The sequence below is a fragment of the Brevundimonas sp. ALps5 genome (assembly GCF_058681645.1).
Map to the genome: position 1 here is coordinate 2504656 of NZ_CM178744.1, position 15584 is coordinate 2520239.

At 67.8% G+C, this 15584-nt stretch carries 14 protein-coding genes; 7 read left to right on the top strand and 7 right to left on the bottom strand.

All coding sequences use genetic code 11. The features are described from left to right. Positions 1–10: 10 nt before the first annotated feature. From ACW172_RS12135 to folE, 3 genes are all read right to left on the bottom strand, one after another. Positions 11–1165 carry an acyltransferase family protein gene (locus tag ACW172_RS12135; protein ID WP_492031698.1) on the bottom strand — a complete coding sequence of 385 codons (1155 nt, stop codon included), beginning with the start codon at positions 1163–1165 and terminating at the stop codon, positions 11–13. Positions 1166–1241: 76 nt separating this feature from the next. Then, positions 1242–2078: a 2OG-Fe(II) oxygenase gene (locus ACW172_RS12140; protein WP_492031699.1), complete on the bottom strand. Its 837-nt coding sequence runs from the start codon at positions 2076–2078 to the stop codon at positions 1242–1244. Between the two features lie 10 nt (positions 2079–2088). Next, entirely contained in the window at positions 2089–2658 is a 570-nt protein-coding gene (gene folE, locus ACW172_RS12145; RefSeq protein ID WP_492031700.1) for a GTP cyclohydrolase I FolE, read from the bottom strand. Positions 2659–2807: 149 nt separating this feature from the next. Between folE and fliQ the strand changes: the two genes are divergently transcribed. The 6 genes from fliQ (at position 2808) to ACW172_RS12175 (ending at position 10864) form a co-directional block, all read left to right on the top strand. After that, positions 2808–3071 (top strand): flagellar biosynthesis protein FliQ, encoded by a 264-nt coding sequence (fliQ, locus tag ACW172_RS12150; RefSeq protein WP_492031701.1) that lies wholly within the window; start codon positions 2808–2810, stop codon positions 3069–3071. 7 nt (positions 3072–3078) lie between these two features. Continuing rightward, on the top strand, positions 3079–3861 hold the full coding sequence (fliR, locus tag ACW172_RS12155; RefSeq protein ID WP_492031702.1) for a flagellar biosynthetic protein FliR: 783 nt from the start codon (positions 3079–3081) through the stop codon (positions 3859–3861). Next, positions 3854–4933 carry a flagellar biosynthesis protein FlhB gene (gene flhB, locus ACW172_RS12160; RefSeq protein WP_492031703.1) on the top strand — a complete coding sequence of 360 codons (1080 nt, stop codon included), beginning with the start codon at positions 3854–3856 and terminating at the stop codon, positions 4931–4933. Before fliR ends, flhB begins: the two co-directional genes overlap by 8 nt. 46 nt (positions 4934–4979) lie before the next feature. After that, positions 4980–7061: a cell cycle histidine kinase CckA gene (gene cckA / locus ACW172_RS12165; RefSeq protein WP_492031704.1), complete on the top strand. Its 2082-nt coding sequence runs from the start codon at positions 4980–4982 to the stop codon at positions 7059–7061. A gap of 88 nt (positions 7062–7149) precedes the next feature. Then, the gene (locus ACW172_RS12170) at positions 7150–8937 is read left to right on the top strand and encodes a DUF885 domain-containing protein (RefSeq protein WP_492031705.1); all 1788 of its coding nucleotides are present in this window, start codon (positions 7150–7152) and stop codon (positions 8935–8937) included. 91 nt (positions 8938–9028) lie between these two features. Then, positions 9029–10864 carry a DUF885 domain-containing protein gene (locus tag ACW172_RS12175; protein WP_492031706.1) on the top strand — a complete coding sequence of 612 codons (1836 nt, stop codon included), beginning with the start codon at positions 9029–9031 and terminating at the stop codon, positions 10862–10864. On the opposite strand, the gene ACW172_RS12180 is transcribed toward ACW172_RS12175, so the two are convergent. Continuing rightward, positions 10861–11784, bottom strand: coding sequence for a LysR substrate-binding domain-containing protein (locus ACW172_RS12180; protein WP_492031707.1), 924 nt, complete (start codon positions 11782–11784; stop codon positions 10861–10863). The two genes, ACW172_RS12175 and ACW172_RS12180, sit on opposite strands and share 4 nt — an antisense overlap. A 323-nt stretch (positions 11785–12107) precedes the next feature. Here ACW172_RS12180 and ACW172_RS12185 point away from each other — a divergent pair, with 323 nt between their 5' ends. Next, positions 12108–13958 (top strand): DUF885 domain-containing protein, encoded by a 1851-nt coding sequence (locus tag ACW172_RS12185; RefSeq protein WP_492031708.1) that lies wholly within the window; start codon positions 12108–12110, stop codon positions 13956–13958. 3 nt (positions 13959–13961) lie between these two features. Here the strand turns inward: ACW172_RS12185 and ACW172_RS12190 are convergent, their stop codons facing one another. From ACW172_RS12190 to ACW172_RS12200, 3 genes are read right to left on the bottom strand one after another with little or no spacing between them, the layout of a single operon-like run. Next, positions 13962–15101, bottom strand: a complete 1140-nt coding sequence (locus tag ACW172_RS12190; RefSeq protein WP_492031709.1) for a DUF1176 domain-containing protein — start codon at positions 15099–15101, stop codon at positions 13962–13964. Positions 15102–15130: 29 nt separating this feature from the next. After that, on the bottom strand, positions 15131–15343 hold the full coding sequence (locus ACW172_RS12195; protein ID WP_492031710.1) for a hypervirulence associated TUDOR domain-containing protein: 213 nt from the start codon (positions 15341–15343) through the stop codon (positions 15131–15133). Next, the gene (locus ACW172_RS12200; protein WP_263972982.1) at positions 15340–15474 is read right to left on the bottom strand and encodes a hypothetical protein; all 135 of its coding nucleotides are present in this window, start codon (positions 15472–15474) and stop codon (positions 15340–15342) included. Before ACW172_RS12200 ends, ACW172_RS12195 begins: the two co-directional genes overlap by 4 nt. Between the last annotated feature and the right edge of the window lie 110 nt (positions 15475–15584).

The window sequence follows — 15584 nt, forward strand, 5'->3', positions numbered from 1 at the left end:
ACCTATAACTTTAGGGCGTTTTGAGCGCTCCGGCGGGCGTCGGCGCAACCGCGGCGCGGCGGGTTTTGCGCCTCTTCAACCATCCCTTGATCCGGGTCTGCATCGGCTGATCGATGACCGTATGGAACAGGAAGGCGACAGCGAAGGCCGCGCCGATCCCGCCGGCGAACAGCAGCCATTGCACCGCGACCGACAGGGCGAACCGGGCGATCAGGGCGTTGGCGACTCCGAACCAGGCGATGCGGGTCACCTCATTGGTGATGAACATCGAGAAGGACATGACCGAGGCCCGCTCCACCAGCTTCGACGGGCGGGGCACCGGCACGGCGCCGGCGGACAGGATGATCAGGGAGATCAGGACCAGGGCGATCAGGGCGTGTTTGTCGAACAGCTCCAGCACGAAGAAGGCGACGGCGGAGGTGATCCCGACCACGGCGGCCAGCTTCGGCGCGATCCAGACCCGCTCGGTGAACTGGGCCAGACCCATGCCGAGGATGAACAGGGGCAGGGCGCGCCAGAAGCCGTACATCATCGGCATCTGATAGACCGGATAGCCGAACAGAGCCCAGGTCGCCTTGTTGAACAGCAGATACAGGACCGTGACGCCCGCCAGAGCCGTCCACGGGCCCAGACGCCTCATCCCTTTCAGGATCCAGGGGAAGGCCAGGTAGCAGCCGATCAGGGCCGAGACCGACCAGCTGGGCGCGTTCCAGCCGAGGCCGCCATGGATGCCGAAGGCCTGGGTCAGGGTCAGCTGGGCCGGCAGCTGGTCCCAGCGGAACCATTCCGGATTGCGCGGCGGCATACCGACGGCCGTGGCGACGAGGACGAGGGTGACCAGCGACAGGCCGACCAGCAGATGGGCCGGAACCACGCGCAGGAACCGCTTCAGGAAGAAGTCGCCCGGCGACATCCGACCAGCGTTCACGGCGGCGCCGTAGACCCGCATCAGCACATAGCCGGAATCGATCAGGAAGAAGTTGGTCAGCAGGAAGCCGCCGCGCTCGAAGATCGGATTGATCAGATGGGCGAGGGGCGCCGGGCCCGCAGCCTGGAAGTGGTGCAGGATGATCAGGCTGGCCACAATGAAACGCAGGGCGTCCAGCCAGCCGCCGCGGGAGATGGGCGGTGTCTCGTTTCGGGTCGAAATCGCGGTCCAGGCCATCGCAAAAGGCTCCTTCGAGCCTCTCCGGGCAAGGAGCGGACCATCGGCTACAGCCGCGGTTGCGGAGAGGTCGGACCTAACCCCGAGTGGGCGCTCTGGGCCGCATCCACTGCGACAGGATCCATTTCTCGCCCGAAATCGGGGGCAGGCCGGCGTGGCGGGTCAGGGGATCGGGCGCGCCGTCGGGCGTGACATTGGCCCAGAGTATGGCGTCGCCCTTTCGGCCCCGGAAGCGTTGGTCGCCGCTTTCGAAGGCCGTTTCGCCGCCCTCATAGTCGTCGTTCAGCCAGATCAGGCCCGTGGCGATCCTTTGGCCCGAGCGGGTCAGGTCGTCGCGGTGACCGGAGACGACCGGATCGAGGAAGTCGAAATGCCAGTCGAACTTCTGACCGGGCGTGTAGCGCAGCACCTGGCAGGGCTCGAGACCGGGGACGGGCAGGCCCGCCAGTCGGGCGAACCGCTCGCGCACCAGCACCAGCACCAGGTCGGTCGCGGCCAGATCGAAGACGAAGGCAGTGTTGGTCCGGATCGGGTCGGGCCGTCCCGCGCCGGACACGGGATCGTAGACCTCCGCCGGCGTCAGATGGGGCGCGGCGCGGCCGCGGATCCAGTCGCAGACGGCGGGAGAGACGAAGCCGTCGGCCAGAAACACCGTCGGGTGTTCCGAGACCCGGCGCGGCGCCGGCGGGCGGAACCAGGCCTCAAGCCCGCCCGGTTCGGCCTCGAGCAGACTGAGGCTGGCGGCGGCGACGGCGTATCCCCGGTCCGCGGCGCGGCGCAAACGCTCCAACGCCAGCGGCGGATCGTGCGGCGTCCCCAGGCCGATGGCCGAGAGCACGGCGAGCCGGTGCAGGGCCTCGCCATCGTCAGGCAGGCGCTCCAGCTCGGCGGGGCTCCAGCCGATGTCGGCCATCAGGACCCGATCACCGCGTCAGGCGCAGGAACTCCTCGCGGGTGCGAGGGTCGTCCTTGACCACGCCCAGCAGGGCGCTGGTGGTCAGCTTGGCGCCGGGGACGTTGACGCCGCGCAGGGTCATGCAGCTGTGCTCGGCCTCGATGACCACGCCTACCCCTTGCGGCCGCAGCACCTCCTCGATGGCGGTGGCGATCTCGGCGGTCATCTTCTCCTGGATCTGCAGGCGCTTGGCATAGCCGCGCACGACGCGCGCCAGTTTCGAGATGCCCACGACCCGGTCGGTCGGCAGGTATCCGACATGGGCCACGCCGACGACGGGCAGCATGTGGTGTTCGCAGAAGCTGACGAAGCGGATGTCTTTCAGCACGACCAGCTGGTTGTAGCCGCCGACCTCCTCGAAGGTCCGCTCCAGATAGGCGCGCGGGTCGCTCTCATAACCCTGGAACAGTTCCTTGTAGCTGCGGGCCACTCGCGCCGGGGTGTCCAGAAGCCCCTCGCGGTCGGGATCGTCGCCCGCCCATTTGATCAGGGTGCGAACGGCGGCTTCGGCTTCTTCGGCGGAGATCTCTTCGGTCATCGGGGGGATATAGCGGTCGAAAGTCTGAAGGGGGAGGGGGACTTTGCTAACCCGCCGTTAACCATGGTCCCGGCATTTTCTGCCGACCGGCCTCAAGCTGGCCGAAGGCCGATAGGCCAGCGTAAGAGTTCCCGGGAGCGTAGAGATTAATGAACGGCGCTGAAGTTCTGGACGTGGGCCGCGACGCCCTGTGGCTGACGATCCAGCTGTGCGCCCCCGTGCTCATCGTCGGCCTGATCGTCGGCGTCGGCATCGGCCTGTTCCAGGCGCTGACGCAGATCCAGGAACAGACCCTGGTCTATGCGCCCAAGATCATCGCCATCTTCATTTCCCTGGTGCTGTTCCTGCCGCTGATGGGCGCCCTGCTGGGCGGCTTCATGCGCACCATCGCCGCCCGCATCGCCGGGATGTAGCGAGGACGTGGAGCCTTACGCCACCGCCGATCAGGTCTGGGCCGGCGGGCTGATCTTCGCCCGCATCGGCGCTCTTCTGCTGACCATGCCCGGCATCGGCGAAACCTATGTGCCGCCGCGCATCCGGCTGTCGCTGGCCCTTCTGATGTCGCTGGTGCTGTGGCCCATCGTGGCGGGCAGCCTGCCGGCGCTTCCGGCGACCCTGGGCGGCATGGCGGGCTGGGTCATCCGCGAGGTCGCCACCGGCCTGATGATCGGGACCATGCTGCGCATCTTCACCTCGGCCCTGTCGACGGCGGGCGAGATCGTGTCGCTGCAGACGACGCTCAGCTTCGCCCAGACGGCCAACCCGCTGCAGGCCCAGCCGGGCACGACCATCGCCTCCTTCCTGATGTTGTTCGGGACTGTGCTGGTCTTCGCCACCGACACCCATCACCTGTTCATCGCCGGCATCGTCGGATCGTATGAGCTGATTTCTCCGGCCAAGCCCCTGATCGTCGCCGACTTCGCCCAGATGGCGGTGCGCACCGTTGGGGACAGCTTCATGCTGGGCATCCAGCTGGCCGCGCCGGTGATCGTCTTCGCCCTGATCTTCAACCTGGCCTCGGGCCTGGTCGCGCGGGTCATGCCGCAGTTCCAGGTCTATTTCGCCGCGGCGCCGCTGAGCGTCATCCTGGGTCTGTCCATCTTCGCCCTGTCGCTGGGTGTGTTGGGCACGGTGTTCATCGACCGCTACCGCGCCCTGGCGTCGGTGTTCGCGGCTGGAGCGGGAGGAGCGGCCGGTGGCTGAAGACTCCGATCCCGACTCCAAGACAGAAGACGCCACCCCACGAAAACTCGAGGAGGCGCGACGCAAGGGTGACGTCGCCAAGTCTCCGGACGTCGCCCAGACCCTGAGCCTGATGGGCGCCGCCGCTGTGGTGATTTTCGGCGGCAGCTACTTCTGCTCGACCATGGCCGAGACCTTCGTCCCCTTCATCGCCTCGCCCCACGCCATGCTGGGCATTCTGGATTCCGGGTCGGGCGTGCAGATCGGGATCACCGCCATGTGGGCCGCCGCGCCCTTCCTCGGCGCCCTGATGCTGGCGACGATTATCGGCGGGGTCGGCGGCAATGTCGGCCAGATGGGCGGCCTGATCTTCAGCCCCGACAAGTTGGCGCCCAAGTGGGAGAAGGTGAACCCGATGGCGGGGTTCAAGCGGTTGTTCGGCCCCGACAACTTCATGCATTTCGGCCAGACGCTGCTCAAGCTGATCGCTGTGGGCGTGATCTGCTGGATGACGCTGAAGCCGCATATGCGGGAGTTCGAGAACCTGGCGGCGATGAGCCCGATGGCCATCCTGCCCCTGACCCGCGACCTGGCGGTGGCCCTGCTGGCCTCGGCCCTGGTCTTCCTCGGCGCGGCGGCGGGCGGCGATTTCATCTGGCAGAAGCTGCGCTTCGCCAAGCGGATGCGGATGTCCAAGGAAGAGCTGAAGGAAGACTACAAGCAGACCGAGGGCGATCCGCACGTCAAGGCGAAGCTGAAGCAGATCCGCATGCAGAAAAGCCGCCAGCGGATGATGGCCAATGTGCCCAAGGCGACGGTGATCGTGACCAACCCGACCCACTATTCGGTGGCCCTGCGCTATGAGCCCGATCAGGGCGACGCGGCGCCCGTCTGCGTGGCCAAGGGCGTCGATGCGCTCGCCCTGCGCATCCGGGAGGTGGCGAAGGAGCACAAGGTGCCGATCGTTGAGAACGTGCCCCTGGCCCGCGCCCTCTACGCCGCCGTCGACGTCGACGAGACCATCCCGCGCGAGCATTTCGAGGCCGCCGCCAAGGTCATCGGCTTCGTCATGCAGAAGCGGAAGAAGCGCTGACGCGGATTGCGCGTATGCTCAGGGCTCTGATTCGTTGCGGGGTCGCATGACCGCAGTCATTTCCGATTTGCCGAAGGTCCGAAAAGGACGCCGGGGTCTCGACCTGCTGATGGTCGCGATGGCTGTCGGCTTCGCCGTGGCGGTCGCCGCCCTGGCCTGGCCGGCCTTCCGCGCCGGACCGACGACGACGCCGAGCATGATCCTGTTGCTGACGGTCGCGGCCGTGGCCCTGATCGGCCTGTTCGCCTTCGGTCGCGTGGACGCCAAACGTCCCGCCGGAGACGTGGCGGTCGAGATGCTGGACGCCATGGCTGAGCCCGCCGCCCTGGTCTGGGCCGGGGGGCAGGTGCTGGCCTATAACGGCGCCTGGGCCTCGCATAACGGCGCGACCGTGGCCCTGCCGAAGGGCAAGTCGGCCCAGGCCCTCTATATGGCCTTCGCCCAGGCCCGGAAAGGCGAGCAGGGCCGCGCCATCGTCCGTCTGGGCGAGCGCGAGATCGAGGTCCTGATCGGCCTGGCCGGTGAAGGCCGTTTCCTGGTGCGCGAGGCGCCCGAGGCCGCCCTGACCTCCCATGCCGCCTCCACGCCGCGCCCCTATGTCGCCGCCAAGGGCGAGGGCCGGGCCATGGCCGCCGGCGCCCCGTTCGGCTCGGCCGTGATCGCGGGCGAGGACATCTTCGCCGGCCGCGCCGAGGAGCCCAATCCGGCCCTGTCGGTCCTGACCGGCCCCAATGCCGCCGGCGACGCCGCGTTCGGCCATCTGTTCGAACCCGGCGGCGTGGGCGAGGCCCGCAAGCGGCTGGCCGACGGCTCGACCGGCCCGATCGAACTGGTCGCCCGCGCCTTCCCCGACAAGATGCTGCACCTCTATGTCGCGCCTGAGGGTGACAAACGCCGCATCTGGCTGTTCGACGTCTCGGCCCAGAAGTCGATGGAGCTGCAGCTGTCGCAGGCCCAGAAGATGCAGGCCGTCGGCCAGCTGGCCGGGGGCGTGGCCCACGACTTCAACAACCTGCTGACGGCCATCCAGCTGCAGCTGAGCGGCCTGCTCGAGCGCCACCCCGTCGGCGATCCGTCCTATGAAGGCCTGAACGAGATCCGCCAGACGGCGATCCGCGCCGCCGATCTGGTGCGCAAGCTGCTGGCCTTCTCGAGGAAGTCCACGGTGCGGCGCGAGCGGCTGGATCTGGGCGAGCTGGTGTCGGAGTTCACCGTCCTGCTGCGTCGTCTGCTGCGTGAGGACGTGCGGCTGGAGACCGACTATGGCCGCGACCTGCCGGTGGTCCTGGCCGACAAGTCCCAGCTGGAGACGGCGGTCATGAACCTGGCCGTCAACGCCCGCGACGCCATGCGCGGCGTGGTCGCCCCGGGCGCCGGGGTGGTCACCATCCGCACCCAGCGGCTGACGGTCGAGGAGGCGCGTCTGCTGGGCTGGCGCGACGCCCCGGCCAACGAACAGGCGGGCGGCGAGATCGCCCTGATCGAGGTGTCGGACACCGGTCCCGGCGTGCCGCCCGAACTGCTGGACAAGATCTTCGAGCCCTTCTTCACGACCAAGGCGGTCAATGAGGGCACGGGCATGGGACTGGCCACCGTCTACGGCATCGTCCAGCAGGCCGGCGGCCATATCGGCGTTGCGAACCTTGAGGGCGCCGGAGCCGCCTTCCGCATCTTCCTGCCCGCCGCCACGCCCGAGGAACTGGTCGAGGCCGCTCCGGTCGTGGTCAAGGTCAAGGCGGCGCCGCGCGACCTGTCGGGCGCCGGCCGCATCCTGTTCGTCGAGGATGAGGCCGCCGTGCGCGGCATCGCCGCTCGCCTGCTGCGTCAGCGCGGCTATGAGGTGATCGAGGCCGCCGACGGCGAGGAGGCCCTGGGTCTGGCCGAGGAGTGGGCGGGGCAGATCGACATGATGATCTCCGACGTCATCATGCCCGGTCTCGACGGCCCCAGCCTGCTCAAGAAGGCGCGGCCCTATCTGGGCGACGCCCCGGTGATGTTCATCTCCGGCTATGCCGAGAGCGACTTCTCGGACCTGTTGCAGGACGAGAAGGGCGTGTCCTTCCTGCCCAAGCCGCTGGACATCAAGACCCTGGCCGAGCGCGTGAAGCAGGAGCTCCACGCGGGCTGAGGCGGGTGAACGAGGCGCTGCGACGCTTCCGCGCTTGCCGCGTCGGCCGACTTGCTGACCAATGGAAAGGTCTTCAAGGAGTCTCCGGATGATCGATCGCCGCCGCCTGATGCTGTCCGCCGCCGGCGTCGGCCTCGCCGCCTCCCTGCCTGTCGGTGCATGGGCGCAGACGGCGCTTTCCGAGGCCGATGCGCGGCTCGACGCCCTGCTGAGCGAATGGTTCTACGACGACCTCGAACGCCGCCCGACCCAGGCCACCAGCCTGGGCCTGGACAAGGGCGACCGCGCCCACCTCGCCGGCGAACTCGGCGACCTGAGCCTGGAGGCCGCCCGGGCCGACAATGATCGCGCCGTGGCGCGCTGGGCCCGGCTCAAGGACTGGCCGACCGACGGCCTGTCCGAAGCCTCGAAGGTCTCGCTCGCGGTGGCCCGGTTCCAGGCCGAGACCGCCGCCATTGAGGCGTCCCTGCCGGTCCTCGGCTCCCCCTATGTCGTGGCCCAGAACACCGGCAGCTATTTCCAGGTCCCCGATTTCATGGCCAACCAGCACCGGCTGGAAACCACGGCCGACGCGGAGGCCTTCCTGTCGCGGCTGCAGGCCTTCGCGGTCAATGTCGATCACGAGAACGACCGCATCCGCGCCGATGCGAGCCATGGCGTCATGCTGCCCGCCGTCATCATGGACAAGACCCTGACCCAGCTCAGGGCGCTGCGCGACATGCCCGCCGCCGACATGGCCATGATCCAGGCCCTGACCCGCAAGACCGGCGAAAAGGACATCGTCGGCGACTGGTTCAATCGGGCCGCCGTGATCGTCGACGAGCAGGTCAAGCCGGCCCTCGGTCGCCAGATCGAACTGTTCGAAAGCCAGCGCCCGTCGGCGTCGGAGGATGTCGGGGTCTGGCGCTTCCCGAACGGCGAAGCCCTCTACAACCTCGGTCTCCGGCGCTCGACCACCACGACCTACACCGGGGCGGAAATCCATGAGATCGGCCTGAAGCAGGTCGCCTCGATTCAGGCCGAGATCGCCGTCATTCTCGAGAGCCTCGGCATGACGGAAGGCACGGTCGGCGAGCGGGTGAATGCCTTGGGCAAGGACCCCCGGCATCTGTTCCCGAACACCGAGGAGGGCAAGGTCGCGCTGATCGCGGCCCTGAACGAGATGGTCGCGGCCGTCACGCCGCGCCTGCCGGAAGTCTTCTCGACCTTGCCCAAGGCGCCGGTCGAAATCCGCCGCGTTCCGCCGTCGATCGAGATCGGGGCGCCCGGGGGCTATTATCAGGCGGCGTCTCTGGATGGCTCGCGGCCGGGCGCCTACTACATCAACCTGCGTGACACCGCGAACCGCCCCAAGTGGTCGCTGCCGACCCTGACCTATCACGAAGCCGTGCCGGGCCATCACTTCCAGATCTCGGTCGCGCGCGAGGCAGGGTCGCTGCCGCTCTATCGCCGCACAGGCGGCTTCTCGGCCTATTCGGAGGGCTGGGCCCTGTATTCCGAACGGGTCGCCGCCGACGACCTGAACATGTACGCGGGCAATCCGCTGGGCCGGATCGGATATCTTCAGGCCTATCTGTTCCGTGCGGTCCGGCTGGTGGTCGACACCGGCCTGCATGACAAGCGCTGGAGCCGTCAGCGCGCCATCGACTATATGATCGCCGAGGCCGCCACCCCCGCCAACGCCGCCCAGTCCGAGGTCGATCGCTATGTCGTCTGGCCGGGCCAGGCCTGCTCCTACAAGCTGGGACAGACCGTCATCGAGGGCATCCGCCGCAAGGTGGAAGCGCGGGGCGGCTTCGACATCAAGACCTTCCACGACAAGGTTCTGCTGAACGGCGCGGTGCCGCTGTCCGTGCTGGAAGCGCAGTTCGCCTGACCGGAATTCTCCGGTGCGGCCTTTCCCCGAATTCACTTGCGGTTGTTCAGGCCTCGCCGTTCATTGGCGCACCTTTTTTCCGGAGTTCCCGATGATCGACCGTCGCCGCCTGCTGGTATCCGCCGTCGCCGGCGCCGCCCTGACCGGGTTGTCCGTTCCCGTGATGGCGCGCGCCGTGACCTCGGATCCGGCCGAGGCCGCCAAGCTGAACGCCATCTTCGACGCCATGTTCAAGGAGGTGGTCGCCACCTCCCCGACGACCGCCACCTATCTCGGTCTCGACAAGGGCGACAACGCCGCCGCCAAGTCCAAGCTCGACCTGCCGACCGCCGAATACCTGGCCGCCAGTGAGGCGATGCGCCGCAAATATGTGGCCCAGCTGAAAGTCATCGACGCCGGGAAGCTGACCGGGATGGACGCGGTCAACCTGGCCACCGTCCTTTATGATTCCGAGACCAGCCTGATCGGTTATGACCGCTACCGCTTCGGCAATCAGGGCTCGGCCAACCCCTATCTGATCAGCCAGCTGGGCGGCGCCTATCGCGACATTCCCGACTTCCTCGACACCATGCACTCGATCGAGACCGAGGCGGACGCCGAGGCCTATCTGGCGCGTCTGGAGCAGTTCGCGACCCTGCTGGCCCTCGAGACCGGTCTGGTCACGATCGACTTCGGCAAGGGGATCGTCCCGCCCGACTTCGTCATCGAGCGCACCCTGACCCAGATGAACGCCTCGATCGCGGCGGCGCCGGCCGAAAGCGGTCTGGTCGGTTCGCTGGTCCGCCGCACGGCTGACAAGTCCATCGCGGGTGACTGGGCCGGGCGAGCGACCCCGATCGTCGCCGACAAGATCTATCCGGCCCTCAAGGCCCAGATCGCCCTGTTCGAGAGCGCGAAGGCCGGCGCGTCCCATGACGCCGGTTGCTGGCGCCTGCCGGGCGCCGAGGGCTACTACGACTTCGGCATTCGCAGCTACACCACCACGACCCTGACCGGGGACGAGGTCCACCAGCTGGGTCTGACCCAGGTCGCCGAGATCAGCGCCCGCGCCGACGCCATCCTCAAGGCCGAGGGCATGACCGAGGGTACGGTCGGTGTGCGTCTGGGCGAAATGGCCAAGGATCCGCGCTTCATCTATCCGAACACCGACGCTGGCAAACAGACCCTGCTCGACGAGCTGAACGCCCAGGTGCGGGCCATGCAGGCGCGGCTGCCCGACTATTTCGGCATCCTGCCCAAGGCCTCGGTCGAGATCCGTCGCGTGCCGCCGGCGATCGAGGCAGGCGCCCCGGGCGGCTACTATCAGGGGCCGTCGCTGGATGGGTCGCGCCCGGGCGCCTATTACATCAACCTGCGCGACACGGCGGAATGGCCCAAATGGACCCTGCCGACCCTGACCTATCACGAGGCGATTCCGGGTCACCATCTGCAGATCTCGATCTCGACCGAGGCGCAAGGCATCCCGACCATCCGCAAGCTGATCGGCTTCTCGGCCTATTCGGAGGGCTGGGCCCTCTATACCGAGCAGCTGGCCGACGAGATGGGTGTCTACGACAACGACGCCTGGGGCCGTCTCGGCTTCCTGCAGTCCCAGTTGTTCCGCGCCGTGCGTCTGGTCGTCGATTCCGGCCTGCATCACAAGAAGTGGAGCCGTGAACAATCCATCCGCTACATGGTCGATACCCTGGGTGATCAGGAATCGAGCGTCACCACCGAGGTCGAGCGCTACTGTGTCTGGCCTGGGCAGGCCTCCAGCTACAAGGTCGGCCATACGGAGTGGGTGCGCCTGCGCGAGGACGCCAAGGCGCAGCTGGGCTCGAAATTCGACCTCAAGGGCTTCCACGACGTGGCCCTGTCGTCGGGCGGCATGCCGCTGGACGTGCTCAAGACCGTCGTCGGCGAATGGGTCGCTGCGAAGAAGGCTTAAGCAGACCTCACGGCAGCGAGGGCGGCGGTGATCGACGGATCGTCCGTCGCCGCCTTCAGCAGCCATTCGCGGAAACGCACGATCTTGGGCGAGCGCCGGCGGTCGGCGGGCCAGCAGATCCAGTAGCCGGGGCTCAGCTCGACCAGCTGGGGGAAGGGCTGGATCAGCATGCCGGCGGCGATCTCGCGCGAATAGAGGATCGGTGAGGCCAGGGCCACGCCCTGACCGCCCAGCGCCGCATTGACCTCCAGCGCCTGGAAGTCAGCGCGCAGCCGCACCGCCGGGTGGGCCACGCCCTCGACCCCGGCCTCGGCGAACCAGGCGCCCCATTCCTTCTCTTCGCCGATGCGCGGGGCGGCGATCAGGTCGGCGGGGGTCCGCAGGTTCAGCTTCTCGCACAGGGCGGGGGTGCAGAGCGGAGTGAAGACGCTCGGCATCAACAGCGCCGCCTCCAGTCCAGGCCAGGAACCCGTGCCCGAACGGATGGCGATGTCGACGTTCTCGCGCGTCAGATCCATCAGGGCCGAGGAGGTGTCGACCCGCACCGCCAGACCCGGATTGGCGATCTGGAATTCGCCCAGACGCTGGGCCAGCCACTGGCTGGCGAGGGTGGCGAGGGTGGTGATCGACAGCACCCCCTGATCGGCGTCAGTCAGGTCGTTCAGGGCGCGGCGTAGCAGCAGCATGGCCTCGGTCGCGGCACGCGCCAGCCGCTCGCCCGGCTCGGTCGGGGCCACCTCGCGCGGCAGGCGGCGGAACAGGCTCATGCCCAGCCGGCTTTCCAGCGCCTTGATCTGCCAGCTGACGGCGGCCTGGGTCATGCCCAGCTCCTCGGCGGCGCGGGTGAAGCTCTTCAGACGTGCGGCGGCCTCGAACACGCGGATGGAGGCGAGAGGAATTCCGGAAAGAGGATCAGACATAAGCCCGCCTTGTAGTGGATACGCATAATCCGGTTTGTGCAGCCGGGCCGTCAAGCTCAACTTGTCAGCATCGATAAACCGCAGCGCAGGAGGCTGTTATGGAAGAGATGTACCGCACGCATAAGGAGCCTGTATGGGGATGGGTCACGGTCGCCGCCGACCTGGTCACCCATGCGCGACAGGATCGCGCTGCGGCGAAGGCCAAACGATCGCGCCCTGCCGGGGCTGTTCCGGCGCGTTGAGCGAACCGGAAAATCGGCGGCGCCGTCTTGCGGCGGGCTTCGGCTTGGGGGCCAATGCGCCTCCCTGAACGGAGATGCCCCATGATCGATCGCCGCCGCCTGCTCCAGACCGCCGTCGCCGCCGGGGCCTTCGCGCCCGCGGTCGGATCGCTGGGCGCCTGCGCTTCGGAAGGGGCGGCGCCGTCCTCGGCCGCCGACGCCCTGGTCGCGGAGATCGGCGAGACCTCGGTGGACGTCAATCCGGCGCTTGCCACCAACCTGGGCCTGGACACCGGAAACCGCGCCGCGCTCAAGGGCCAATTCTCACCCAAGGGGGCCGAGGGCCGCGCGGCCGCCATCGCCCGCAACAGCGAGTGGGTGGCCAAGATCAAGGCCGTCGACGCTTCGAAGCTGACCGGCCAGAGCGCCGCCAGCTTCGGCGTGGTCAAGTTCCAGGCCGAGACCCTCGATACCGCCAAGGGCTTCGGCTACGGCGACTTCGGCTTCGTCGACGCCTCGGCCTATCCGATCCAGCCCTATACGATCAGCCAGCTGACGGGGACCTACCAGTTCGCGCCGGACTTCCTCGACACCCAGCATTCGATCGAGACGACGGCCGACGCCGAGGCCTATCTGTCTCGCCTGTCGGCCATGGCGACGACCATGGATCAGGAAACGGCCTCCAGCCGCGCCGACGCCGCCAAGGGCGTGATCCCGCCCGACTTCATCATCAAGAAGGCCCTGATCCAGATGACGGCGCTGCGGGCGGCCGCGCCCGCCGAGGCCGGCCTGACCACCAGCCTGTCGCGCCGGGCGAAGGAGAAGGGGCTGGCCGGCGACTGGGACGCCCGCGCCGCCGCCCTGGTGGAGCAGCAGGTCTATCCCGCGCTCGACCGCCAGATCGCCCTGATGAACGAACTGCTGCCCAAGGCGAAGTCCGACGCCGGCATCTGGGGTCTGCCGGACGGCCCGGCCTATTACGCCGCCGCCCTGAAGCTGATGACCACCACCGACCTGACGCCGGACGCCATCCACCAGATGGGGCTGGACCAGTCCAAGGACATCCTCTCGCGGATGGACGCCATCCTGAAGGCCCAGGGGCTGACGGAAGGGACCGTCGGCCAGCGCATGGCCGCGCTCGGCAAGGATCCGAAGCACCTCTATCCGAACACCGACGCCGGCAAGGCCCAGGTCCTGACCGATCTGAACGCCCAGATCGTCGCCATGAAGGCCCGGCTGCCGGAGTATTTCGGGCGCCTGCCCAAGGCGGATGTCGAGGTGCGGCGCGTGCCCGTGGCCATCGAGGCGGGGGCGCCCGGCGGCTATGCGGTGTCGCCGTCGCTGGATGGCTCGCGCCCCGGCGCCTACTACATCAACCTGCGCGACACGGCCGAATGGCCGAAATACACCCTGCCGACCCTGACCTATCACGAGGCCATTCCGGGTCACCATCTGCAGGGGACGCTGGCGGTCGAGAACACCGCCCTGCCGCTGATCTCCAAGGCCCTGTTCTTCTCGGCCCACGGCGAGGGCTGGGCGCTGTATTCCGAACAGCTGGCCGACGAGATGGGCGTCTATGCCAACGACCCGTTCGGCGAGCTGGGCTATCTGCAGTCGCTGCTGTTCCGGGCCTCGCGGCTGGTCGCCGACACCGGCCTGCACCACAAGAAGTGGAGCCGCGAACAGGCCATCCGCTACATGGTCGACACCGGCGGCGACGAGGAAAGCTCCATCGCCTCCGAGGTCGAACGCTACTGCGTCTGGCCGGGTCAGGCCTGCAGCTACAAGATCGGCCATACGGAGTGGGTGCGCCTGCGAGAGGACGCCAAGACGACGCTCGGCGACAGGTTCGACATCAAGGGCTTCCACGACACGGCGCTGGGCGTCGGCGGGGTGCCGATCGCGGTGCTCCAGACGGTGGTCGCCGACTGGGTGAAGTCGAAACAGGCTTGACGGCTAGCGACTGCGGAAGGTGGTCGGCCAGAAGTCGGAGACCATGCCCCAGCAGTCGCTCATCACCTGTTCGCGGTTCAGCACGAAGGCCTGGCCGGTCCAGGTCCAGGACTGGGCCACGCCGCAGTCGCCCAGCCCACGCCCCTTGGCGAAGGCGCTCAGGGTGCGGGTCGCGGGGTCATAGGCCGGATTGACCAGCCAGCCGTTGTCGCCGTCCTCGCCGGTCGGCTTGGTGGGGCCGTCGATGCCCGGGAAGTTGACCACACGCGGGTTCGTCCCGCCGGGGCCGGTCAGATAATAGGCATAGCTGACGTTATAGGCGCCGCTGTCGCACGGGATGCCCCACAGTTCGGTCGTGGCGTTGAGCCGCGAAGCGGTGACCGCCTTCTGCAGATATTCGTTGAACGACGTCCCCTCGCGGCATTGCTTGACGGCGGGGACGGCTTCGAGGGCTGCGGAGGGTTTGGCGTTGTTGTCGGCGTCGGCGGCGTTCATCGGGTCGAGGGATGCGCTGAAGCCCGTCTGGCTGATGGCCGGCGCGGCGACGATGTGGGGGACCTCGGGTGCGGCAGGCACGGTCGAGGCCGGTCTCGTTCCCTTGCGGATCAGGGCGGTGGTCGTGTCCAGCCGTCCTTGCCGCTCGTCGAACCAGAGCAGGGAGGCGGAGACGCCCGCGACGGGCAGATCGACGGTCTGGTCTTCATAGGACAGGCTGGCCGCGTGCCCTGCCGCCAACGCCGCGATGACGGTATGGGCGTCACCTCCCGACAGTCTGGTGCTGGAGCCGTCCCCGTCGCCAAACGAGGTCGCATAGCGCTTTCCGTCGACGACTACCGTGATCGGAGACTTCAGTTCTCCTCCATCGTCGGGCCACATCCCGACCCGGACCGTCGCCCGTGCCGCAGGACCCGCATCCATCTGGATCAGGATCCAGCCGGTCGATCCGCCGGTATAGGCCGCACAGAAATTGCCGTTATCGCAGACGGCGTACCAATCGCGGAAGGTTCTGCTTTCGGACTTCATCGCGGCGGTCGCGGCCGGCGCCGCCTGTGCCCCCGACCCTCCTTCGGTCTTCGCCGCCGACTTCTCGCTTCCGCAGGCCGCCAGAGCCAGGGCGGCGACGCCCATCCAGATCATCCGCATCCGATTTCCCCCAATGACGACATGGCCGCTCAGCCCTTGCGTAGTTCGGACGGCCTGTGAGCGGCCCGGGCGCCGGTCTTGCCGCTCTCGACCAGATACTCCGGATGGTCGGGCGACGCTGCGACCTTGTGATCCTTGATCTTCGTCGGCCTCGTCAGTTTGCGGACCACCTTGCCGGTGGTCGTGCCCTGGCTGTGGTCCCATTTGACCGTTTCGCCGGCTTTGAAGGTCTTTTCGGTCACGGCGGGTCCTCCTCGGCGCGGGCCTCATGTTCAGCGAGCACCATTCGCATCAGTTCCACGTCCACCAGCGGCGGCGCCTCCAGAAATGTCAGTATCCATTGTTCGGTCAGTCTTTCGGCTTCCTGGCTCACTCTGCCCCTCGATGAGTCATGACGCCCTTCCGGCAGAGGTAAGCCGTCCGAACCGCGCCGGTTCAGCTCTGCCGTGGGCGACTTTTTGAGGGCAGGGTTAACCGGTGGCA

What these genes read in the sequence shown, in the direction of transcription:
- ACW172_RS12135 (WP_492031698.1), bottom strand. Translation starts at nt 1,165, where the DNA reads ATGGCCTGGACCGCGATTTCGACCCGAAACGAGACACCGCCCATCTCC.
- ACW172_RS12140 (WP_492031699.1), bottom strand. Translation starts at nt 2,078, where the DNA reads ATGGCCGACATCGGCTGGAGCCCCGCCGAGCTGGAGCGCCTGCCTGAC.
- folE (WP_492031700.1), bottom strand. Translation starts at nt 2,658, where the DNA reads ATGACCGAAGAGATCTCCGCCGAAGAAGCCGAAGCCGCCGTTCGCACC.
- fliQ (WP_492031701.1), top strand. Translation starts at nt 2,808, where the DNA reads ATGAACGGCGCTGAAGTTCTGGACGTGGGCCGCGACGCCCTGTGGCTG.
- cckA (WP_492031704.1), top strand. Translation starts at nt 4,980, where the DNA reads ATGACCGCAGTCATTTCCGATTTGCCGAAGGTCCGAAAAGGACGCCGG.
- ACW172_RS12170 (WP_492031705.1), top strand. Translation starts at nt 7,150, where the DNA reads ATGATCGATCGCCGCCGCCTGATGCTGTCCGCCGCCGGCGTCGGCCTC.
- ACW172_RS12175 (WP_492031706.1), top strand. Translation starts at nt 9,029, where the DNA reads ATGATCGACCGTCGCCGCCTGCTGGTATCCGCCGTCGCCGGCGCCGCC.
- ACW172_RS12180 (WP_492031707.1), bottom strand. Translation starts at nt 11,784, where the DNA reads ATGTCTGATCCTCTTTCCGGAATTCCTCTCGCCTCCATCCGCGTGTTC.
- ACW172_RS12185 (WP_492031708.1), top strand. Translation starts at nt 12,108, where the DNA reads ATGATCGATCGCCGCCGCCTGCTCCAGACCGCCGTCGCCGCCGGGGCC.
- ACW172_RS12190 (WP_492031709.1), bottom strand. Translation starts at nt 15,101, where the DNA reads ATGCGGATGATCTGGATGGGCGTCGCCGCCCTGGCTCTGGCGGCCTGC.